21 protein-coding genes are annotated in these 20,127 nt (G+C 71.5%); 19 read left to right on the top strand and 2 right to left on the bottom strand.

What is annotated here, in order from left to right; genetic code table 11:
- Window positions 1-20 precede the first annotated feature (20 nt).
- Window positions 21-2,216, bottom strand: a complete 2,196-nt coding sequence (locus tag ACFVS6_RS24990) for an ATP-binding protein (RefSeq protein ID WP_389707035.1) — start codon at window positions 2,214-2,216, stop codon at window positions 21-23.
- A gap of 145 nt (window positions 2,217-2,361) precedes the next feature.
- Between ACFVS6_RS24990 and ACFVS6_RS24985 the strand changes: the two genes are divergently transcribed.
- The 14 genes from ACFVS6_RS24985 (at window position 2,362) to nusB (ending at window position 15,504) form a co-directional block, all read left to right on the top strand.
- Entirely contained in the window at window positions 2,362-2,805 is a 444-nt protein-coding gene (locus ACFVS6_RS24985; protein WP_389707034.1) for a DUF948 domain-containing protein, read from the top strand.
- A gap of 8 nt (window positions 2,806-2,813) precedes the next feature.
- Window positions 2,814-3,167, top strand: coding sequence for a DUF6167 family protein (locus ACFVS6_RS24980; RefSeq protein ID WP_389707032.1), 354 nt, complete (start codon window positions 2,814-2,816; stop codon window positions 3,165-3,167).
- The gene (gene alaS / locus ACFVS6_RS24975; protein ID WP_389707030.1) at window positions 3,167-5,836 is read left to right on the top strand and encodes an alanine--tRNA ligase; all 2,670 of its coding nucleotides are present in this window, start codon (window positions 3,167-3,169) and stop codon (window positions 5,834-5,836) included. The genes ACFVS6_RS24980 and alaS overlap by 1 nt, the downstream gene beginning before the upstream one ends.
- A 2-nt stretch (window positions 5,837-5,838) precedes the next feature.
- Entirely contained in the window at window positions 5,839-6,309 is a 471-nt protein-coding gene (ruvX, locus tag ACFVS6_RS24970) for a Holliday junction resolvase RuvX (protein WP_389707029.1), read from the top strand.
- Between the two features lie 128 nt (window positions 6,310-6,437).
- The gene (gene mltG, locus ACFVS6_RS24965) at window positions 6,438-8,183 is read left to right on the top strand and encodes an endolytic transglycosylase MltG (RefSeq protein WP_389707028.1); all 1,746 of its coding nucleotides are present in this window, start codon (window positions 6,438-6,440) and stop codon (window positions 8,181-8,183) included.
- 7 nt (window positions 8,184-8,190) lie between these two features.
- Window positions 8,191-9,012, top strand: coding sequence for a shikimate dehydrogenase (locus tag ACFVS6_RS24960; protein WP_389707027.1), 822 nt, complete (start codon window positions 8,191-8,193; stop codon window positions 9,010-9,012).
- A gap of 195 nt (window positions 9,013-9,207) precedes the next feature.
- Entirely contained in the window at window positions 9,208-10,392 is a 1,185-nt protein-coding gene (gene aroC, locus ACFVS6_RS24955; RefSeq protein WP_389707025.1) for a chorismate synthase, read from the top strand.
- Window positions 10,389-10,907 carry a shikimate kinase gene (locus tag ACFVS6_RS24950; protein ID WP_389707024.1) on the top strand — a complete coding sequence of 173 codons (519 nt, stop codon included), beginning with the start codon at window positions 10,389-10,391 and terminating at the stop codon, window positions 10,905-10,907. The genes aroC and ACFVS6_RS24950 overlap by 4 nt, the downstream gene beginning before the upstream one ends.
- Window positions 10,904-11,995, top strand: a complete 1,092-nt coding sequence (gene aroB, locus ACFVS6_RS24945; protein WP_389707022.1) for a 3-dehydroquinate synthase — start codon at window positions 10,904-10,906, stop codon at window positions 11,993-11,995. The genes ACFVS6_RS24950 and aroB overlap by 4 nt, the downstream gene beginning before the upstream one ends.
- Complete coding sequence (aroQ, locus tag ACFVS6_RS24940; protein WP_344159399.1) at window positions 11,992-12,432, top strand: type II 3-dehydroquinate dehydratase; 441 nt, start codon at window positions 11,992-11,994, stop codon at window positions 12,430-12,432. The genes aroB and aroQ overlap by 4 nt, the downstream gene beginning before the upstream one ends.
- A gap of 46 nt (window positions 12,433-12,478) precedes the next feature.
- On the top strand, window positions 12,479-13,213 hold the full coding sequence (locus ACFVS6_RS24935; protein WP_389707020.1) for an AAA family ATPase: 735 nt from the start codon (window positions 12,479-12,481) through the stop codon (window positions 13,211-13,213).
- A 119-nt stretch (window positions 13,214-13,332) separates the two neighbouring features.
- A complete protein-coding gene (locus ACFVS6_RS24930; RefSeq protein WP_389707018.1) occupies window positions 13,333-14,439 on the top strand; it encodes an aminopeptidase P family protein in 1,107 nt (368 codons plus the stop codon).
- Between the two features lie 61 nt (window positions 14,440-14,500).
- Window positions 14,501-15,067, top strand: a complete 567-nt coding sequence (gene efp, locus ACFVS6_RS24925; protein WP_281205779.1) for an elongation factor P — start codon at window positions 14,501-14,503, stop codon at window positions 15,065-15,067.
- 2 nt (window positions 15,068-15,069) lie between these two features.
- A complete protein-coding gene (gene nusB / locus ACFVS6_RS24920; protein WP_389707017.1) occupies window positions 15,070-15,504 on the top strand; it encodes a transcription antitermination factor NusB in 435 nt (144 codons plus the stop codon).
- Window positions 15,505-15,690: 186 nt separating this feature from the next.
- On the opposite strand, the gene bldD is transcribed toward nusB, so the two are convergent.
- Window positions 15,691-16,191, bottom strand: coding sequence for a transcriptional regulator BldD (bldD, locus tag ACFVS6_RS24915; protein WP_007263032.1), 501 nt, complete (start codon window positions 16,189-16,191; stop codon window positions 15,691-15,693).
- A 250-nt stretch (window positions 16,192-16,441) separates the two neighbouring features.
- Between bldD and pyrR the strand changes: the two genes are divergently transcribed.
- From pyrR to ACFVS6_RS24890, 5 genes are all read left to right on the top strand, one after another.
- On the top strand, window positions 16,442-17,029 hold the full coding sequence (gene pyrR / locus ACFVS6_RS24910; protein ID WP_389707015.1) for a bifunctional pyr operon transcriptional regulator/uracil phosphoribosyltransferase PyrR: 588 nt from the start codon (window positions 16,442-16,444) through the stop codon (window positions 17,027-17,029).
- Between the two features lie 111 nt (window positions 17,030-17,140).
- Window positions 17,141-18,127, top strand: a complete 987-nt coding sequence (locus ACFVS6_RS24905; RefSeq protein WP_281205776.1) for an aspartate carbamoyltransferase catalytic subunit — start codon at window positions 17,141-17,143, stop codon at window positions 18,125-18,127.
- A 2-nt stretch (window positions 18,128-18,129) separates the two neighbouring features.
- Window positions 18,130-19,416: a dihydroorotase gene (locus tag ACFVS6_RS24900; protein ID WP_281205775.1), complete on the top strand. Its 1,287-nt coding sequence runs from the start codon at window positions 18,130-18,132 to the stop codon at window positions 19,414-19,416.
- Complete coding sequence (locus ACFVS6_RS24895) at window positions 19,413-19,994, top strand: hypothetical protein (RefSeq protein ID WP_389707012.1); 582 nt, start codon at window positions 19,413-19,415, stop codon at window positions 19,992-19,994. The genes ACFVS6_RS24900 and ACFVS6_RS24895 overlap by 4 nt, the downstream gene beginning before the upstream one ends.
- Window positions 19,991-20,127, top strand: a 137-nt coding sequence (locus tag ACFVS6_RS24890) for a carbamoyl-phosphate synthase domain-containing protein (protein ID WP_381633750.1), incomplete at its 3' end; no start/stop codon positions are given. The genes ACFVS6_RS24895 and ACFVS6_RS24890, both read left to right, overlap by 4 nt.

Here is a 20,127-nt window from a genome sequence, read left to right as displayed (position 1 = left end):
TCCGTCGGCAGGCGTAGCCCTCACAGGCTGGTGTCAACCCGTCGTCCCCTCCGGGGGGCGGCGGGTTTTCCCGTTCTCGGGCCCCCCTCCCGGCCGGGCACCCAGCGCGCCCGCAGGACCAGGGCGTCCACGCTCAGCTGCCGCCCCTCGGCGGCGTGCGCCGCGTACCGCTCGGGACCCAGTGCCTCACCGGCCCGCTCCTGACACATCAGCCGGGGCGCGTTGAAGTACCCCGAGCCGAACAACCGCAGCCCGACCCCGCCCCACATCGGCTCCGCCGCGCCCTGGAGCACCGCCGCCTCCGAGGGCCTGCCCTCGCTGACCGTGACCAGGGCCAGCAGCTCCACCGCCAGCACCAGCCCCACCAGGTCCCGGAACGCGTGGTTGACGGTCACGCACTCGGTCAGCAGCCGCCGGGCGCTCGCCGTGTCCCCGGCGTCCAGCGCCGCGTACGCCAACACGTACAGGGCGTACGCCTTCGTCCAGAGTTCCCCGCGGTCCTCGCAGATCTCCCGGACCTCCTCGCACAGCGTGGCCGCGCCCGCGAGCTCGCCCCGGAACGCCATCGCCATCGCCAGCTCCACCTGGCACATCAGCACGTTGCTGTTCAGCTCCCCGGCCTCCCGGTACAGGTCCAGCGCCGAGCCCAGCAGCTCCCCGGCCCGCGCCATGTCGTCCGAGACCAGGGCGAGGCAGCCCATCCGGTGCACCGCGTACGCCGCCGCCACCCGGTTCCCCGTCCGCTGCGCGCCGTCGCGGCACTCGTGGAGAGCGCTCATCGACGCCACCGCGTCGCCCTGCAACGCCGCCACGTAGCCGAGCACCCACAGCGCCTTGAGCCGGGAGCCCTCGTACTCGTCCTGCCCGTCGCCCGGGACGGGCTCCAGGGTCCGGTCCAGCCAGTGGCGGCCCTCCGTCAGCCGGCCGCACCCCGCCCAGTAGAACCAGAGGGTGCCGGCCAGGTACTGGCCCAGGTGCAGTTCCTCCGGCTCGTCCAGGCAGCACTCCAGGGCGAGGCGCAGGTTGGGCAGCTCCGCCTCCACGAGGGCCGCCACCTCCTGTTGGCGCGGACTGAACCAATCCAGCTCGCACCAGGTGGCCAGTCCCATGTACCAGTCCCGGTGGCGCCGCCGCAGGCGGGTGGCGTCACCCTGGGACTCCAGCCAGCCCGCCCCGTACAGCCGTACGGTCTCCAGCATCCGGTAGCGCACCCCTGCCGGGGTCTCCTCCCGGACCAGCAGGGACTGCGCGAGGAGCTCCCCGACCACGTCGAGCACGGAGTCCACCGGCAGGTCGGGGCCCGCGCACACGTACTCGGCGGCGTCCAGGTCGAACTGCCCGGCGAAGACCGACAGCCGGGCCCACAGCAGCCGCTCGGCGGGGGCGCACAGCTCGTGGCTCCACCCGATCGCCGTCCGCAGCGCCCGGTGCCGGGGCGCCGCCCCGCGCGCGCCGCCGGTCAACAGCGCGAAGCGGTCCTCCAGCCGGGCGAGCACCTGGGCGGGAGACAGGGCCCGCAGCCGGCCCGCCGCCAGCTCCAGGGCCAGCGGGATGCCGTCGAGCCGGGCGCACAGCTCGATCAACAGGGGTCGGTTCGCCTCCGTCACGGCGAAGGCCGGGTCGGCGGCGGCCGCCCGCCCGACCAGCAGCTCCAGGGCCCCGGCGGGCTCCAGCGGGGCCAGCGGGAACACCTGCTCGCCCTCCACGCCGAGCGTGCGCCGGCCCGCCGCCAGCACCCGCAGGCCGGGGGAGCGGCGCAGCAGCTCCGCCAGCAGCTCGGCCGTCTCCTCGACCAACTGCTCGAATCCGTCCACGACCAGCAGCAGCCGTCGTCCCGCCAGGTGCTCCGCCAGGACGGTCCGGGGCGGCCGGGTGGTGTGGTCCGTCAGCCCGAGCGCCTCGGCGAGGGTGAACTCCAGCAGCGCCGGATCGCGGACCGAGGACAGCTCGGCCAGCCAGACCCCGTCGAAGTAGCGTTCCTGCGACCCCCACCCCGACCCCTCACCGGACCCGTCCGGTGTCCCGCCGGCTGCCGCGCGGGCCGCCGCCAGGGCCAGCCTGGACTTGCCGACCCCGCCCACCCCGGTGACCGTCACCAGCCGCGCGGAATCCAGGAGCCGCCCCAGTCGGGCCAGTTCGCCACCCCGCCCGACGAACCCGCTGAGCTCCGAGGGAAGATTGCCCCGGGTCCTGATTCGGAAGGGTCTCTGTCGCATGGGACACGGAGGGTACTGGTCCGGGCGCGCTGCGTACAAGGCGATCACGCCCGCCCCCGAATTCCGGTACTGCGGCGGATCTCCGGCGCGATAGGGTCGGAGGAGACTTTCTCCGTAGGTTTTCAGATTCAGGGAGCGGTGCATCGTGTCCGGTGGAGAGGTGGCCGGGATCCTCGTGGCCGTCTTCTGGGCCATCCTGGTCTCCTTCCTCGCCGTCGTACTGGTGAGGCTCGCCCAGGTCCTGAAGGTGACGACGAAGCTGGTGGCCGACGTCACGGAGCAGGCCGTGCCGCTGCTCGCGGACGCCTCCACCACCGTCCGCTCCGCGCGCACCCAGATCGACCGGGTCGACGCCATCGCCAGCGACGTGCAGGAGGTCACCTCCAACGCCTCCGCCCTGTCCTCCACCGTGGCCTCCACCTTCGGCGGGCCGCTGGTCAAGGTCGCGGCCTTCGGGTACGGCGTCCGCCGGGCCCTCGGCCGCACGGACGGGGCGGCGACCGGCCGCGACCCGCAGAAGACGTCCCGGCGCACCGTGATCGTCGGCCGCACCGTGCCGACGCCCCGCCGCCGGAAGCAGAAGGGCTGAGACCGCCGATGTTCCGCCGAGCCTTCTGGTTCACCGCAGGCGCCGCCGCCGGCGTGTGGGCCACCACCAAGGTCAATCGTCAGCTCAAGAAGCTGACGCCGGAGAGCCTCGCCGCGCAGGCCGCCGACAAGGCGGTGGAGGCGGGTCACCGCCTCAAGGACTTCGCCCTCGACGTCAAGGCGGGAATGACGCAGCGCGAGGACGAGCTGAACGACGCACTGGGGTTGACCCAGGACCCCGATCGGCCCGGCAACGTCACCGCCCTCCCCGGGCCGCGACGGCTGCGGGCCATCGAGCACGACAAGAACACCCACCGAACCAACCGCTCGGCGGTTGCGTACAACCGGAATGAGGACCACTGATGGAGTCGGCTGAAATCCGCCGCCGCTGGCTGAGCTTCTTCGAGGAGCGCGGTCACGCCGTTGTCCCTTCGGCGTCGCTCATCGCGGACGACCCGACTCTGCTGCTGGTGCCCGCGGGCATGGTGCCGTTCAAGCCGTACTTCCTGGGTGAGGTCAAGCCGCCCGCCCCCACGCTCACCAGCGTGCAGAAGTGCGTCCGCACCCCGGACATCGAAGAGGTCGGCAAGACCACCCGCCACGGCACGTTCTTCCAGATGTGCGGCAACTTCTCCTTCGGGGACTACTTCAAGGAAGGCGCCATCAAGTACGCCTGGGAGCTGCTCACCAGCTCCGTGGCGGACGGCGGCTACGGCCTGGACCCCGAGAAGCTCTGGATCACCGTCTACCTCGACGACGACGAGGCCGAGCAGATCTGGCGCGACGTCATCGGCGTCCCCGCCGAGCGCATCCAGCGCCTGGGCAAGAAGGACAACTTCTGGTCCATGGGCGTCCCCGGCCCCTGCGGCCCGTGCTCGGAGATCAACTACGACCGCGGTCCGGAGTTCGGCGTCGAGGGCGGCCCCGCCGTCAACGACGAGCGCTACGTGGAGATCTGGAACCTGGTCTTCATGCAGTACGAGCGCGGCGCGGGCGACGGGAAGGAGGACTTCCCGATCCTCGGCGACCTGCCGTCGAAGAACATCGACACCGGCCTCGGCCTGGAACGTCTCGCCATGATCCTGCAGGGCGTGCAGAACATGTACGAGACCGACACCCTGCGCGTGGTCATGGACAAGGCCACCGAGCTGACCGGCGTGCGCTACGGCGGCGCCCAGGGGACCGACGTCTCGCTCCGCGTGGTCGCCGACCACATCCGGACCTCCGCCATGCTCATCGGCGACGGCGTCACCCCCGGCAACGAGGGCCGCGGCTACGTCCTGCGCCGCATCATGCGCCGCGCCATCCGCAACATGCGCCTCATGGGCGCCACCGGCCCGGTCGTCCAGGACCTCATCGGCGTCGTGATCGACACGATGGGCGCCCAGTACCCGGAGCTGATCACCGACCGCAAGCGCATCGAGACCGTCGCGCTCGCGGAGGAGGCCGCCTTCCTCAAGGCCGTCAAGGGCGGCACCAACATCCTCGACACCGCCGTGTCGGAGACCAAGGCCGCCGGCGGCACCGTCCTCTCCGGCGACAAGGCGTTCCTGCTCCACGACACCTGGGGCTTCCCGATCGACCTCACCCTGGAGATGGCCGCCGAGCAGGGCCTCGCCGTGGACGAGCCCGGGTTCCGCCGCCTCATGCAGGAGCAGCGCGACCGCGCCAAGGCCGACGCCAAGGCCAAGAAGACCGGCCACGCGGACATGTCCGCCTACCGTGAGATCGCCGACGGCTCCGGCGCCACCGAGTTCACCGGCTACGCCACCACCCAGGGCGAGTCCACCATCGTCGGCCTGCTGGTCAACGGCGTCTCCTCGCCGGCCGCCACCGAGGGCGACGAGGTCGAGGTCGTCCTCGACCGCACCCCCTTCTACGCCGAGGGCGGCGGCCAGCTCGCCGACCAGGGCCGGATCCGGCTCGACTCCGGCGCCGTGATCGAGATCCGCGACGTCCAGCAGCCGGTCCCCGGTGTCTCCGTGCACAAGGGCTCCGTCCAGGTCGGCGAGGTGACGGTCGGCGCCTCCGCGTACGCCGCCATCGACATCCACCGCCGCCGGGCCATCGCCCGCGCCCACTCGGCCACCCACCTGACGCACCAGGCGCTGCGCGACGCGCTCGGCCCGACGGCCGCCCAGGCCGGCTCCGAGAACTCGCCCGGCCGCTTCCGCTTCGACTTCGGCTCGCCGAACGCCGTCCCCGGCTCGGTCCTCACCGACGTCGAGCAGAAGATCAACGACGTGCTGTCGCGCGAGCTCGACGTCACCGCCGAGATCATGAGCATCGACGAGGCGAAGAAGCAGGGCGCCATCGCCGAGTTCGGCGAGAAGTACGGCGAGCGCGTGCGCGTCGTCACGATCGGTGACTTCTCCAAGGAGCTGTGCGGCGGTACGCACGTCGGCAACACCGCCCAGCTGGGCCTGGTGAAGCTGCTCGGCGAATCCTCCATCGGTTCGGGCGTGCGCCGCGTCGAGGCCCTGGTGGGCGTGGACGCGTACAACTTCCTCGCCAAGGAGCACACGGTCGTCGCCCAGCTCCAGGAGCTGGTCAAGGGCCGCCCCGAGGAGCTCCCGGAGAAGATCGCCTCCATGCTCGGCAAGCTGAAGGACGCCGAGAAGGAGATCGAGAAGTTCCGCGCGGAGAAGGTCCTCCAGGCCGCCGCCGGTCTGGCGCAGAACGCCCAGGACATCCACGGCGTCGCCCTCGTCGTCGGCCAGGTGCCGGACGGCACCGGCGCCGACGACCTGCGCAAGCTCGTCCTCGACGTGCGCGGCCGCATCCAGGGCGACCGGCCGGCGGTGGTGGCCCTGTTCACCGTGGCGAACGACCGCCCGCTGACCGTCATCGCCACCAACGAGGCGGCCCGCGAGCGCGGCCTCAAGGCCGGTGACCTGGTGCGCGCTGCCGCCAAGACCCTCGGTGGCGGCGGTGGCGGCAAGCCGGACGTCGCCCAGGGCGGTGGCCAGAACGCGGCCGCCGTCCCGGAGGCCATCGGCGCCGTCGAGCGCCTCGTCGCCGAGACGGCCTGACGATGACGCTGCGCCGCGGCCGCCGGCTGGCCGTAGACGTCGGTGACGCCCGTATCGGGGTCGCGTCCTGCGACCCCGACGGGGTGCTGGCCACACCGGTGGAAACCGTCCCGGGCCGGGACGTTCCGGCCGCCCACAGGCGGCTGCGGCAGCTCGTCGCGGAATACGAACCGCTGGAGGTCGTCGTCGGTCTTCCCCGCTCGCTCAGCGGGCGGGAGGGCCCGGCCGCGGTCAAGGTGCGCGCCTTCGCGAACGAACTGGCCAAGGGCATCAAACCGGTGACGGTCCGACTGGTGGACGAGCGGATGACCACGGTCACCGCCGCCCAGGGGCTCCGGGCCTCCGGCAGGAACGCCAAGAAAGGCCGTTCGGTCATCGACCAGGCGGCCGCAGTGGTGATCCTGCAGAACGCCCTTGAGACCGAACGGGTATCAGGTAATCCGCCCGGTGAGTGCGTCGAAGTGGTTGTCTGATCGCGATACGGTAACGTTCCGCGAAATGAGACGGCATTCGAACAGCCGTCGCCACCACTAAAGAGGCGGAACCGGGTGTCGCGGCCGACGAAAAGCCGTGGCCTTCGTCTCGCGGCTCTAGGGGACCGATGACTGAGTATGGCCGGGGCGGCGGCTCCGAACCGTGGCATCCCGAGGATCCCCTCTACGGGGACCAGGGGTGGACCGCGCACCAGACCCAGCAGGGCCAGGTGCCGTACGGCGGCGCACCGCAGCAGCAGGCGCCGCAGTACCAGGAGCAGGTGCCCCAGTACCAGTACCAGGAGCAGGTGCCGCAGTTCCAGGGGGGTCCGCAGCAGTACCCGGACCCGCAGTACCAGGACCCGCAGTACCAGCAGCAGTACGCCGCCCCGTACCCGCAGTACGTCGACCAGCAGCAGGGCTACGCCCCGCAGCACCCCGATGCCCAGCCGCAGGCACAACCCCAGCAGCCGGTGTACGACTCCCAGGGCTGGGACACCGGTCAGGGCCAGTACGTCGCCGCCGTGCAGGCCGACCCCTACGCGGGGGCCGACCCGTACGCGCAGCAGGCCGTCGCCGGCTACCCCGGTGAGGCCCCCGACCTGTACACCACCGAGGACGCCTACCCGCCGCCGCAGCCGCCGGGTCGACGGCACCTGGAGCCCGATCCGGTCGACGAGCCGGAGGAGGAGCCCGAGTCCGAGCCGCTCGCCGCGGGCGGCGGTGGCGACGACGACGAGCCGCGCGGCCGGCGGGGCGACCGCAAGGGCGGCGGCAAGAAGACCAAGGAGAAGAAGCGCAGCGGCACGGCCTGCCTGATCGCGGCCGTCGTCATCGTCGGCGTGGTCGGCGGTGGCGGCTACTACGGCTACTCCTACATCAAGGAGCGGTTCGCGACGGCCGCCGACTTCGCGGGCGAGGGCAGCGGCGAGACGATCGACGTCGAGATCCCCCAGGGGTCCACCGTCGCCCAGATCGGCAACATCCTGAAGAAGAACGGCATCGTCGCGAGCGTCGACGCGTTCACGGCCGCCGCCGGTGCCAAGGGCAAGGCGATCCAGCCGGGCGTCTACCCGCTGAAGAAGAAGATGTCGGCCTCGGCCGCCGTCACCGTCATGCTCGACCCGAGCAAGCTGAACGTGCTCACCGTTCCGGAGGGCAAGCGGACCTACGAGGTCTACGAGCTGATCGACAAACGCCTCGGCAAGCAGGCCGGCACCACCGAGGAGATCGCCAAGCGCGACGCCAAGAACCTCGGTCTGCCCGCCTGGGCCGGCAACAACCCGAAGCTCATCGACCCGCTGGAGGGCTTCCTCTTCCCGGCGCGCTACGACATCGGCAAGGACAGCACGCCGGAGACGATCCTCCGGCAGATGGTCAAGAACGCGTCCGACAAGTACACCGAGCTGGGCGTCGAGGGCAAGGCAAAGGAACTCGGCCTGGAGAACCCGCTCCAGGTGATCACGGTCGCCAGCCTCGTCAACGCCGAGGGCAAGCACCACGAGGACTTCCGGAAGATGTCCGAGGTCGTCTACAACCGTCTGAAGAAGACGAACGACGTCACCAACCAGAAGATCGAGTTCGACTCGACCTACAACTACATCAAGCGCACCAGCCACCTGAACTTCAACATCAAGGAAGCCAGGGCGCTCGACAACCCCTACAACACGCACTTCGTCAAGGGCCTGCCCCCCGGTCCGATCGGGAACCCCGGCGAGGAAGCGCTGAACGCCACGCTCAACCCCGACCACGGCGGTTGGATGTTCTTCGTGTCGGTCGACAGCAAGACGACGACCTTCACCAAGACCTACGAGGAGCACCAGAAGCTGGTGGACGAGTTCCTCGCGCGGCAGAACCAGAAGAACGGCGGATAGGCACGACATGTCACGGATACGGGCCGCGGTGCTGGGTTCGCCCATCGAGCACTCCCTCTCACCGGTGCTGCACCGCGCCGCCTACCGGGAGCTCGGCCTCGACGGCTGGTCGTACGACCGATTCGAGATCGACGAGGCCGCCCTCCCGGCGTTCGTGGGCGGCCTCGGCCCCGAGTGGGCCGGGCTGTCGCTGACGATGCCGCTCAAGCGGGCGATCATCCCGCTCCTCGACGGTGTCAGCGACACCGCGGCCTCGGTGGAGGCGGTCAACACCGTCGTGATGACCGAGGACGGCCGCCGCCTCGGCGACAACACCGACATCCCCGGCATCGTCGCGGCCCTGCACGAGCGGGGCGTCGAGAAGGTGCCCGCCGCGGCCGTCCTCGGGGCGGGCGCCACCGCCTCCTCGGCGCTGGCCGCCCTCTCCCGGATCTGCACCGGCGAGGTCACCGCGTACGTCCGCTCGCGCTCCCGGGCCGAGGAGATGCACCGGTGGGGCGACCGGCTCGGCGTGGCCGTCCGCACCGCCGACTGGTCGGACGCGGCCGAGGCGCTCTCGGCGCCGCTGGTCATCGCGACCACCCCGGCCGGTACGACGGACTCGCTGGCCGCGGCCGTTCCCGAGGGCGCCGGGACGCTCTTCGACGTGCTGTACGACCCTTGGCCGACCGCCCTGGCGGCGGCCTGGTCGGCGCGCGACGGCAAGGTCGTCGGCGGCCTGGACCTGCTGGTCCACCAGGCGGTGCTCCAGGTCGGCGCGATGACGGGGCGCCCCGGACCGCTCGCCGCCATGCGCGCCGCGGGGGAGCGGGCCCTCGCCGAGCGGTAGCTCCCGCCCGACGGATCCGGCCGGACCGGGCGTTTCGGCGTGCCCGACCGACGGCCCACCAGGCGGACGGGCCGTCCGATAGCTGGACCGGGGCCCGGTACATCCCTCCGGACATGGGAGGATCGGGTACGGCGGGTCAGGGCCGCGCACCCGATCGCGCCATCGCTGTGCCAGGCGCGAGCATGAGGAGCATCGTTGAGCAGGTTGCGTTGGCTGACCGCAGGAGAGTCGCACGGACCGGCACTGGTCGCGACGCTGGAGGGTCTTCCCGCCGGCGTCCCGGTCACCACCGAGCTGGTGGCCGATCACCTGGCCCGGCGCCGGCTCGGCTATGGCCGCGGTGCCCGGATGAAGTTCGAGCAGGACGAGATCACCTTCCTCGGCGGCGTCCGTCACGGCCTGTCCCAGGGCTCCCCGATCGCGGTCATGATCGGCAACACCGAGTGGCCCAAGTGGGAGACCGTGATGTCGGCCGACCCGGTCGACCCGTCGCTGCTCAAGGAGACCGGCCGCAACGCGCCGCTCACCCGTCCGCGCCCCGGCCACGCCGACCTCGCGGGCATGCAGAAGTACGGCTTCGACGAGGCCCGGCCGATCCTGGAGCGCGCGAGCGCCCGTGAGACCGCCGCCCGCGTCGCCCTCGGCGCCGTCGCCCGCTCCTTCATCAAGGAGGTCGCCGGCATCGAGATCGTCTCCCACGTGGTGGAACTCGCCGCCGCCAAGGCCCCGTACGGGGTCTACCCGACCCCCGCCGACGTCGACAGGCTCGACGCGGACCCGGTGCGCTGCCTCGACGCCGACGCGAGCAAGGCGATGGTCGCCGAGATCGACCAGGCCCACAAGGACGGCGACACCCTCGGCGGCGTCGTCGAGGTCCTCGCCTACGGCGTTCCCGTCGGCCTCGGCTCGCACGTCCACTGGGACCGCCGCCTCGACGCGCGCCTCGCGGCCGCCCTCATGGGCATCCAGGCCATCAAGGGCGTCGAGGTCGGCGACGGCTTCGACCTGGCCCGCGTGCCCGGTTCGAAGGCCCACGACGAGATCGTCTCCACCCCCGAGGGCCTCAAGCGGACCTCCGGCCGCGCCGGCGGCACCGAGGGCGGTCTGACCACCGGCGAGCTGCTGCGCGTCCGGGCCGCGATGAAGCCCATCGCGACCGTGCCGCGCGCGCTGGCCACCGTGGACGTCGCGACCGGTGAGGCGACGGTGGCACACCACCAGCGCTCCGACGTCTGTGCCGTCCCGGCCGCCGGCATCGTCGCCGAGGCCATGGTCGCCCTGGTCCTCGCCGACGCCGTCGTCGAGAAGTTCGGCGGCGACTCGGTGCCCGAGACCCGCCGCAACGTCCGGTCCTACCTCGACAACCTGCAGATCCGGTGACGGGCGGACCACTGGTCGTCCTCGTCGGCCCCATGGGGTCCGGCAAGTCCACGGTGGGGGGCCTGCTCGCCGAGCGGCTCGGCGTCCCCTACCGGGACACGGACGCCGACATCGTCGCGGCCCAGGGCCGGGAGATCTCCGACCTGTTCGTCGACGAGGGCGAGCCGTACTTCCGCGAGCTGGAACGGCGGGCCGTCGCGGCCGCCGTCGCCGAGCACACCGGAGTCCTCGCCCTCGGCGGCGGCGCCGTCCTCGACGAGGGCACGCGAGGCCTGCTCGCCGGACTGCCCGTCGTCTACCTGTCGATGGACGTCGAGGAGGCCGTGCGCCGCGTCGGCCTCGGCGCCGCACGACCGCTGCTCGCCGTCAACCCGCGCCGCCAGTGGCGCGAGCTGATGGACGCCCGGCGCCCCCTGTACACCGAAGTCGCGCGCGTCGTGGTGGCCACCGACGACCGCACCCCCGAAGAGGTCGCCCAGGCGGTCCTCGACGCTCTGGAGTTGAAGGACGTATGACAGACCAGGTGACGCGGATCAACGTCGGCGCGAGCGCCGGGCACGACGCGTACGACGTGCTGGTCGGCCGGCAGCTGCTCGGCGAGCTGGGCAGCCTGATCGGCACGAAGGCACAGCGGGTCGCGGTGATCCACCCCGAGGCGCTGGCCTCGACCGGTGAGGCGCTGCGGGACGACCTGGCGGCGCAGGGCTACGAGGCCGTCGCCATCCAGGTGCCCAACGCCGAGGAGGCCAAGACCGTCGAGGTCGCCGCGTACTGCTGGAAGGCGCTCGGCCAGTCCGGGTTCACCCGCACCGACGTCATCGTCGGCGTGGGCGGCGGCGCCACCACCGACCTCGCGGGCTTCGTCGCGGCCTCCTGGCTGCGCGGGGTGCGCTGGATCGCCGTACCGACCACGGTCCTGGCGATGGTCGACGCGGCCGTCGGCGGCAAGACCGGCATCAACACGGCCGAGGGCAAGAACCTCGTCGGCGCCTTCCACCCGCCGGCCGGCGTGCTCTGCGACCTGGCGGCGCTGGACTCGCTGCCGGTCAACGACTACGTCAGCGGCCTCGCCGAGATCATCAAGGCCGGTTTCATCACCGACCCGGTGATCCTCGACCTGATCGAGGAGGACCCGCAGGCGGCCCGTACGCCCGCCGGCGCGCACACCGCCGAGCTGATCGTCCGCTCCATCCGGGTCAAGGCCGACGTGGTCTCCAGCGACCTCAAGGAAGCCGGGCTGCGGGAGATCCTCAACTACGGCCACACCCTCGCGCACGCCATCGAGAAGAACGAGCGCTACAAGTGGCGCCACGGCGCCGCGGTCTCCGTCGGCATGGTCTTCGCCGCCGAACTCGGCCGGCTCGCCGGACGCCTCGACGACGCGACGGCCGACCGGCACAAGGCGGTCCTCGCCTCGGTCGGCCTGCCGCTCACCTACCGCGGCGACCAGTGGCCCAAGCTGCTGGAGACGATGAAGCTCGACAAGAAGTCCCGCGGCGACCTGCTGCGCTTCATCGTCCTCGACGGACTCGGCAAGCCGACCGTCCTGGAGGGCCCCGACCCGGCCGTGCTCTTCGCCGCCTTCGGCGAGGTCGCGGCGTGAGCCGGCCGGTGCTCGTCCTGAACGGCCCGAACCTGGGCCGTCTCGGGTCCCGCGAACCCGACGTCTACGGGGCCACCTCGTACGCCGGACTCGTCGAGAGCTGCCGCACCCTGGGTGCGGAGCTCGGCTTCGACGTGGAGGTCCGCGAGACCAACGACGAGGGCGAGCTCGTCCGTTGGCTGCACGAGGCGGCGGACGGGAAGATCCCGGTGGTGATCAACCCGGGCGCCTTCACGCACTACTCGTACGCCATGCGCGACGCCGCGGCCCAGCGGACCGCACCGCTCATCGAGGTGCACATCTCCAACCCGTACGCCCGGGAGGAGTTCCGTCACACCTCGGTCATCGCGGCCGTGGCGACGGGTACGGTGGCGGGCTTCGGGCTGGGCTCCTACCGGCTGGCGCTCCGTGCGCTGGCCGAAGAGGTCACGGCCTGAGATAACGTTCTCGCATCAGTCGCCTGAACGAGACGGAGTGGCGCGGATGCAGCACGGAGTGGGGGGCTGGGGTCCGCCGGGACAACACCCGGCGGCACCCCCGCAGCCGCCGATACCCCCTGCGCAGGGCTGGCCGGTCACCCCGGTCCCCGACGCCACGGGACACGTCCCGCTGCCCCCGGCCGTGCCGGCGCCGGCCGCCCCGCCCCCGCCCGGCACGGGCGGGGCCACCCTCGCGGTGCTGCTCATCGGCCCGGCCGGCGCGGGCAAGACGACCGTGGCCCGGCACTGGGCGGGCACCCGGCCGGTGCCGACCGCGCACATCAGCCTCGACGACGTCCGCGAATGGGTCTGCTCGGGCTTCGCGGACCCGCAGACCGGCTGGAACGAGCACTCCGAGGCCCAGTACCGCCTCGCCCGTCGCACCTGCGGGTTCGCCGCCCGCAACTTCCTGGCCAACGGCATCTCCTGCATCCTCGACGACGCCGTCTTCCCCGACCGACCCGTGGTCGGCCTGGGCGGCTGGAAGCGGCACGTGGGCCCCGGGTTGCTGCCCGTGGTGCTGCTGCCGGGCCTGGAGATCGTCCTGGACCGCAATGCCGCCCGCTCGGGCAACCGCAGGCTCTCCGACGAGGAGGTCGCCCGCATCCACGGCCGGATGGCCGGCTGGTACGGGTCCGGTCTGCCCATCATCGACAACTCCCACCTCGACGTCGAGGGCACCGCCCGCGCCCTCGACGAGGCCCTCGCACGGGCCCTGGCCACCCCCGGAAGCTGGTAGCCCGACCGGAACGCGGCCGCCCGGGGCGGACCGGCACGGCGGCCGGGGGAGGCCGCCCCCGGCCCCGTGCGGACGCGCTCGCCGGGCCGGATGGCCCGTGCGCTCGTACGCTCGAAGACATGTCAGACGTGTACGCGGCCCGCAGGGGCCTGCTCCGCGACCGCTGCGCAGCGGCGGGCAACTCCGCCGCCCTGATCACGCGTCCGGCGAACGTCCGCTACCTCGCCGGGGCCTCCCCGCTCGACGCGGTCCTGCTGGTCGGACCGACCGAGGACGTGATGTTCTGCGCGGGCGCCCCCACCGGCGAGGCCGACGAGGGCCGCCTGGACGAACAGCTGCGGCTCTCCGTCCTGCCGAGCCCCGGCGCGGATCCGGCGGTGGCCGCCGCCGACCTGGCCGCCTCCGTGCGGGCCGAGTCCCTCGCCGTCGAGGAGCACCACCTGACCGTCGGCAGGCACCGCGCCCTGCACTCCGTCGCGCCCCGGCTGCGTCTCGCCGACCTCGGGTCGGCCGTGGAACAGCAGCGCCTGGTCAAGGACGAGGACGAGATCGCCTGCCTGCGGATCGCCGCCGAGATCGCCGACCAGGCCCTCGGCGAGCTGCTGGAATCCATCCTCGTGGGTCGTACCGAACGCCACCTCGCGCTGGAGCTGGAACGCCGTCTCGTCGACCACGGCGCCGACGGGCCCGCCTTCCCGACGTCCGTCGGCACCGGCCCGCACTCCGGGCGCTCCCGGCACCGCCCGTCCGACCGGCGGGTGGAGGAGGGCGACTTCCTCTCCGTCTGCCTGGGCGCGAACTACCGCGGCTACCGGTGTGAGATCGGCCGTACCTTCGTGATCGGCACCACCCCGGCCGACTGGCAGATCGAGCTCTACGACCTCGTCTTCGCCGCCCAGCGGGCCGGCCGGGAGTCCCTGCTGCCGGGGGCCGCGTACCGCGACGTGGACCGCGCGGCGCGCTCCGTACTGGACTCCGCGGGGCACGGCGAGGCCCTCGCCGGGTGGATGGGACACGGGGTCGGTCTCGAAATCGACGAGGACCCGCAGCTTGCACCTACGGCAATGGGTAAACTGGACGCTTGCGTGCCGGTCACCGTCGAACCGGGGGTTCACCTCCCGGGCCGGGGAGGTGTCCGGATCGATGACACGCTCGTCGTGCGCCCCGAGGCGGACGGCGGTCCCGAGCTACTCACCATTACGACCAAGGAGCTGCTCGCGCTCTAGCCCGCGTTGCCGGGCCGTGGGTGCGCACCCTTGGTCTTCCAGTGCAGGAGATTCCGCAACCGTGGCTTCCACGAACGACCTCAAGAACGGCATGGTGCTCAAGCTCGACGGTGACCAGCTCTGGTCCGTCGTCGAGTTCCAGCACGTCAAGCCCGGCAAGGGCCCGGCCTTCGTGCGCACCAAGCTCAAGCACGTGCTCTCCGGCAAGGTCGTCGACAAGACCTTCAACGCCGGCACGAAGGTCGAGACGGCCACCATCGACCGCCGTGACATGCAGTTCTCGTACATGGACGGCGAGTACTTCGTCTTCATGGACATGAGCACCTTCGACCAGCTGATGGTCGACAAGAAGGCCGTCGGCGACGCCGCCAACTTCCTGATCGAGGGCTTCACCGCCTCGGTGGCCCAGCACGAGGGCGAGGTGCTCTACGTCGAGCTGCCGGCCGCCGTCGAGCTCGTCATCGAGCACACCGACCCGGGCGTCCAGGGCGACCGCTCCACCGGCGGCACCAAGCCCGCCAAGCTGGAGACCGGTCACGAGATCCAGGTCCCGCTCTTCGTCACCACCGGCGAGAAGATCAAGGTCGACACCCGCACGAGCTCCTACCTCGGCCGGGTGAACAGCTAACCGTGGCTGCCCGGAGCAACGCGCGCAAGCGCGCTTTCCAGATCCTCTTCGAGGCCGACCAGCGCGGTGTTCCCGTGCGCGAGGTCCTCGCGGACTGGATCCGCCACTCGCGGTCGGACGACCGGCAGCCGTCGGTTGCCGCCTTCACGATGGATCTCGTCGAGGGTTACGCCGAAAAGGTGAACCGGATCGACGATCTGATCATCACCTACGCCGTGGACTGGGAGCTCGACCGCATGCCGGTCGTCGACCGGAACATCCTGCGGCTGGGTGCCTACGAGCTGATCTGGGTCGACGAGACCCCGGACGCCGTGGCCATCGACGAGGCCGTCCAGCTGGCCAAGGAGTTCTCCACGGACGACTCGCCGTCCTTCGTGAACGGGCTCCTCGGCCGCTTCAAGGACCTCAAGCCGAACCTGCGCCGCAGCGAGAGCTGAGGCGCGGCACCGCGCTCACGGAAGGGCCCGCAGCGAACGCGCTGCGGGCCCTTCCGTTTGTCGTCGGGGTCGGGGCCGCCGCCCGGCCCGGAAACGGACGTGAAAAAACCGGTGGGTGCCGGGCCCCGAACGGGACCCGGCACCCACCGGTAAACGTTTCTGCTGGGCCGGGACGGCCCCGAGGGACTAGATGTCCTCGTGTGCCACCGCGCGCCGCGCGTCGGCGTCCAGCACGCCCCAGCTGATCAGCTGCTCGGTCAGGACCGACGGCGACTGGTCGTAGATGACGGCCAGGGTGCGCAGGTCGTCCTGGCGGATCGACAGCACCTTTCCGTTGTAGTCGCCGCGCTGGCTCTGGATGGTGGCGGCGTAACGCTGGAGCGGGCCGGCCTTCTCGGCGGGTACGCCCGCCAGGCGCTCCAGGTCGAGACGCAGCTTCGGCGGCGGCTCTGCGGCTCCGCCGGGAGTCGTACCCGGAAGCAGCTCCTGCACCGGCACCCCGTAGAAGTCCGCCAGTTCGGCAAGACGCTGGACGGTCACGGCGCGGTCCCCGCGCTCGTAGGAACCGACCACCACGGCCTTCCACCGGCCCTGGGACTTCTCCTCGACACCGTGGAGGGAAAGGCCCTGCTGGGTGCGGATGGCCCGGAGCTTGGCCCCGAGCTGTTTGGCGTATTCGCTGGACATAACGCTCCCGGACGCTGTGACGCTGTGACGACATTGGACAACGTGCGGCTCCGCCGCGCGGCTGGTAACTCACTGTGAGGTTACGCAGCGTTACGTGGATGCGTCAAGCCGAATGCTCGGCGGCGCCCACGGACGAGGGGTTCGCGCGGGGCCCGGTGCGGGGCCCCGCACCGGGCCCTGCTACGGTGGACGACGTACATCAGACGTCCTTTAAGGTCCGTCCCGTGAGGCGGAGAAGGAGGTCCTTTTCATGGACACCCAGCTTTCCCCGCCCGACCAGAACCCGATGCGCCCCGTCCTGGACGCCCAGGACATCGCCCGGGTCCTGACGCGCATCGCCCACGAGATCGTCGAACGCGCCAAGGGCGCCGACGACGTGGTCCTCCTCGGCATTCCGACCCGCGGTGTCTTCCTCGCCCGCCGGCTGGCCGAGAAGCTCGAAGAGATCACCGGCTCCAAGATCCCGGTCGGCTCCCTCGACATCACCATGTACCGCGACGACCTGCGCCTGAAGCCCGCCCGGGCGATCGGCCGCACGGAGATCCCCGGCGACGACATCGACGGTCGCCTCGTGATCCTCGTCGACGACGTGCTCTTCTCCGGCCGCACCATCCGCGCCGCCCTCGACGCCCTCGGCGCGATCGGCCGCCCGCGTGCCGTGCAGCTCGCGGTCCTCGTCGACCGCGGCCACCGCGAGCTGCCCATCCGCGCCGACTACGTCGGCAAGAACCTCCCCACGTCGCTGCGGGAGACCGTCAAGGTCCAGCTCCAGGAGGAGGACGGCCGAGACGCCGTACTGCTCGGCCAGCGGACCGCCCAGGCAGCCGTACAGCAGTAGCGCGCACCGGTCACGGGTCCCGCGACAGCGGGTCCGTGCCGCGATCCGTCCTGCCCGCACCCCGGCGTGCCCGCAAGCCCGCCCGTCCTCCCGACCTACGGAGCCATCCAGATGAAGCGCCACCTCATCTCGGCCGCCGACCTCACCCGCGACGACGCCGTCCTGATCCTCGACACCGCCGAGGAGATGGCCCGCGTCGCGGACCGGCCGATCAAGAAGCTGCCCACCCTGCGCGGCCTCACGGTCGTCAACCTCTTCTTCGAGGACTCGACCCGCACCCGGATCTCGTTCGAGGCCGCCGCCAAGCGGCTGTCCGCCGACGTCATCAACTTCTCCGCCAAGGGCTCCTCCGTTTCCAAGGGCGAATCCCTGAAGGACACGGCGCTGACCCTGGAGGCCATGGGCGCGGACGCGGTCGTCATCCGCCACCACGCCTCCGGCGCCCCCTACCGGCTCGCGACCTCCGGCTGGATCGACTCCGCCGTGGTCAACGCCGGTGACGGCACCCACGAGCACCCCACCCAGGCCCTGCTGGACGCCTTCACCATGCGCCGACGCCTCGTCGGTCGGGACGCCGGTCTCGGCAAGGACCTCTCCGGTCGCCGGATCACCATCGTGGGCGACGTCCTGCACAGCCGGGTCGCCCGCTCCAACGTCCTGCTGCTGCACACGCTGGGCGCCGAGGTGACCGTGGTGGCCCCGCCCACACTGGTGCCGATCGGCGTCGAGAGCTGGCCCTGCGAGGTCTCGTACAACCTCGACGAGGTGCTGCCGAAGTCCGACGCGGTCATGATGCTGCGTGTGCAGCGCGAACGCATGAACGCCGCCTTCTTCCCGACCGAGCGCGAGTACTCCCGCCGGTACGGGCTCGACGGCGAGCGGATGGCCCGGATGCCCGAGCACGCCATCGTCATGCACCCCGGCCCGATGAACCGCGGCATGGAGATCACCGCCCAGGTCGCCGACTCCGACCGCTGCACGGCCGTCGAGCAGGTCGCCAACGGCGTCTCCACCCGGATGGCCGTCCTGTACCTGCTGCTCGGGGGCTCCGAGCCCGCCGTCACCACCACCGCCGCCCGTACCGAGGAGAGCAAGTAACCATGAGCAAGATCCTTATCCGTGGCGCGAAGGTACTCGGTGGCGAGGCGCAGGACGTCCTGATCGACGGCGAGACCATCGCCGAGGTCGGCACGGGCCTGTCCGCCGAAGGCGCGACCGTCATCGAGGCCGCGGGCCAGGTCCTCCTCCCCGGCCTCGTCGACCTGCACACCCACCTGCGCGAGCCCGGCCGCGAGGACTCCGAGACCGTCCTCACCGGCACCCGCGCCGCCGCCTCCGGAGGCTTCACCGCCGTGTTCGCCATGGCGAACACCTTCCCCGTCGCCGACACCGCCGGCGTCGTCGAGCAGGTGTGGCGCCTGGGCAAGGAGTCCGGCTACTGCGACGTGCAGCCCATCGGCGCCGTCACCGTCGGCCTGGAGGGCAAGCAGCTCTCCGAGCTGGGCGCCATGCACGACTCGGCCGCCCGCGTGACCGTCTTCTCCGACGACGGCAAGTGCGTCGACGACGCCGTGATCATGCGTCGCGCCCTGGAGTACGTGAAGGCCTTCGGCGGAGTCGTCGCCCAGCACGCCCAGGAGCCCCGCCTCACCGAGGGTGCCCAGATGAACGAGGGCATCGTCTCGGCCGAGCTCGGCCTCGGCGGCTGGCCGGCCGTGGCCGAGGAGTCGATCATCGCCCGCGACGTCCTCCTCGCCGAGCACGTCGGTTCCCGCGTGCACATCTGCCACCTCTCCACCGCCGGCTCCGTCGAGATCGTCCGCTGGGCCAAGTCCCGCGGCATCGACGTCACCGCCGAGGTCACCCCGCACCACCTGCTCCTCACCGACGAGCTCGTCCGCTCGTACAACGCGGTCTACAAGGTCAACCCGCCGCTGCGCACCGAGCGCGACGTGCTGGCCCTGCGCGAGGCGCTCGCCGACGGCACGATCGACATCGTCGCCACCGACCACGCCCCGCACCCGCACGAGGACAAGGACTGCGAGTGGGCCGCCGCCGCCATGGGCATGGTCGGCCTGGAGACCGCGCTGTCCGTCGTCCAGCAGACGATGGTCGAGACCGGACTGCTCGACTGGGCCGGCGTCGCGGAGCGCATGTCCTTCGCTCCGGCGCGCATCGGAAGCCTCGACAACCACGGCCGGCCCGTCTCGGCAGGTGAACCCGCGAACCTGACCTTGGTGGATACCTCGTACCGTGGTGTCGTGGACCCCGCACACTTCGCCTCCCGCAGCCGCAACACGCCTTACGAGGGCCGTGAGCTGCCGGGGCGCGTCACTCATACCTTCCTGCGGGGCCGGGCAACGGTCGTGGACGGGAAACTGGCGTGACACCTGCAGTAATCCAACTGGCCGCAGAGGCTGCCGAGCGACAGTCGGCGGAGGTGACGGACTGGGGCGCCCGCATCGCGTGGGTGATCGGTCTGGTCGTCTTCATCGCGTTCGTGTACTGGCTGATGCGGCAGGGCTGGAAATGGCGCGGCGCACTGCAGAGCGATCTGCCGGAGCTGCCCGTCGCACCGGACGGTCTTCCCGAGCACCGGCTGGCCCTGACCGGCCGGTACCACGGCTCGACCACCGCCGGACAGTGGCTGGACCGGATCGTCGCCCACGGTCTGGGCGTCCGCAGTCGGGTCGAGCTCACGCTCACCGACGCGGGCCTGGACGTGGTCCGACCGGGTGCCACCGACTTCTTCGTACCGGCCGCGCAGCTGCGCGGCGCCCGCCTCGACAAGGGAATCGCGGGCAAGGTACTGACCGAGGGCGGTCTGCTCGTCGTCACATGGGCGCACGGCGACAAGCTGATCGACTCCGGATTCCGCTCGGACCGCGCGGCCGAACACGCCGCCTGGGTCGAAGCGATCAATCTCATGAACTCATCCATCACGACGGAAGGCGCCGAACGATGACGACCTCCACCAGGGGAGCAGCCAAAGCTCCCGCCGTACTCGTCCTGGAGGACGGTCGGATCTTCCGCGGCCGTGCCTACGGCGCTGTGGGGGAGACCTTCGGCGAGGCCGTGTTCTCCACCGGGATGACCGG

Origin of the sequence: Streptomyces sp. NPDC057939, from assembly GCF_042887545.1 — a bacterium.
Lineage (GTDB): Bacteria > Actinomycetota > Actinomycetes > Streptomycetales > Streptomycetaceae > Streptomyces.
This window is presented reverse-complemented; position numbering and strand designations above follow the sequence as displayed.

Coding starts and splice junctions, on each gene's coding strand:
- bldD (WP_007263032.1), bottom strand. CDS start 16,191: ATGTCCAGCGAATACGCCAAACAGCTCGGGGCCAAGCTCCGGGCCATC.
- ACFVS6_RS24935 (WP_389707020.1), top strand. CDS start 12,479: ATGCAGCACGGAGTGGGGGGCTGGGGTCCGCCGGGACAACACCCGGCG.
- ACFVS6_RS24900 (WP_281205775.1), top strand. CDS start 18,130: ATGAGCAAGATCCTTATCCGTGGCGCGAAGGTACTCGGTGGCGAGGCG.
- ACFVS6_RS24990 (WP_389707035.1), bottom strand. CDS start 2,216: ATGCGACAGAGACCCTTCCGAATCAGGACCCGGGGCAATCTTCCCTCG.
- alaS (WP_389707030.1), top strand. CDS start 3,167: ATGGAGTCGGCTGAAATCCGCCGCCGCTGGCTGAGCTTCTTCGAGGAG.
- ACFVS6_RS24980 (WP_389707032.1), top strand. CDS start 2,814: ATGTTCCGCCGAGCCTTCTGGTTCACCGCAGGCGCCGCCGCCGGCGTG.
- ruvX (WP_389707029.1), top strand. CDS start 5,839: ATGACGCTGCGCCGCGGCCGCCGGCTGGCCGTAGACGTCGGTGACGCC.
- aroB (WP_389707022.1), top strand. CDS start 10,904: ATGACAGACCAGGTGACGCGGATCAACGTCGGCGCGAGCGCCGGGCAC.
- mltG (WP_389707028.1), top strand. CDS start 6,438: ATGACTGAGTATGGCCGGGGCGGCGGCTCCGAACCGTGGCATCCCGAG.
- ACFVS6_RS24930 (WP_389707018.1), top strand. CDS start 13,333: ATGTCAGACGTGTACGCGGCCCGCAGGGGCCTGCTCCGCGACCGCTGC.
- ACFVS6_RS24905 (WP_281205776.1), top strand. CDS start 17,141: ATGAAGCGCCACCTCATCTCGGCCGCCGACCTCACCCGCGACGACGCC.
- pyrR (WP_389707015.1), top strand. CDS start 16,442: ATGGACACCCAGCTTTCCCCGCCCGACCAGAACCCGATGCGCCCCGTC.
- ACFVS6_RS24960 (WP_389707027.1), top strand. CDS start 8,191: ATGTCACGGATACGGGCCGCGGTGCTGGGTTCGCCCATCGAGCACTCC.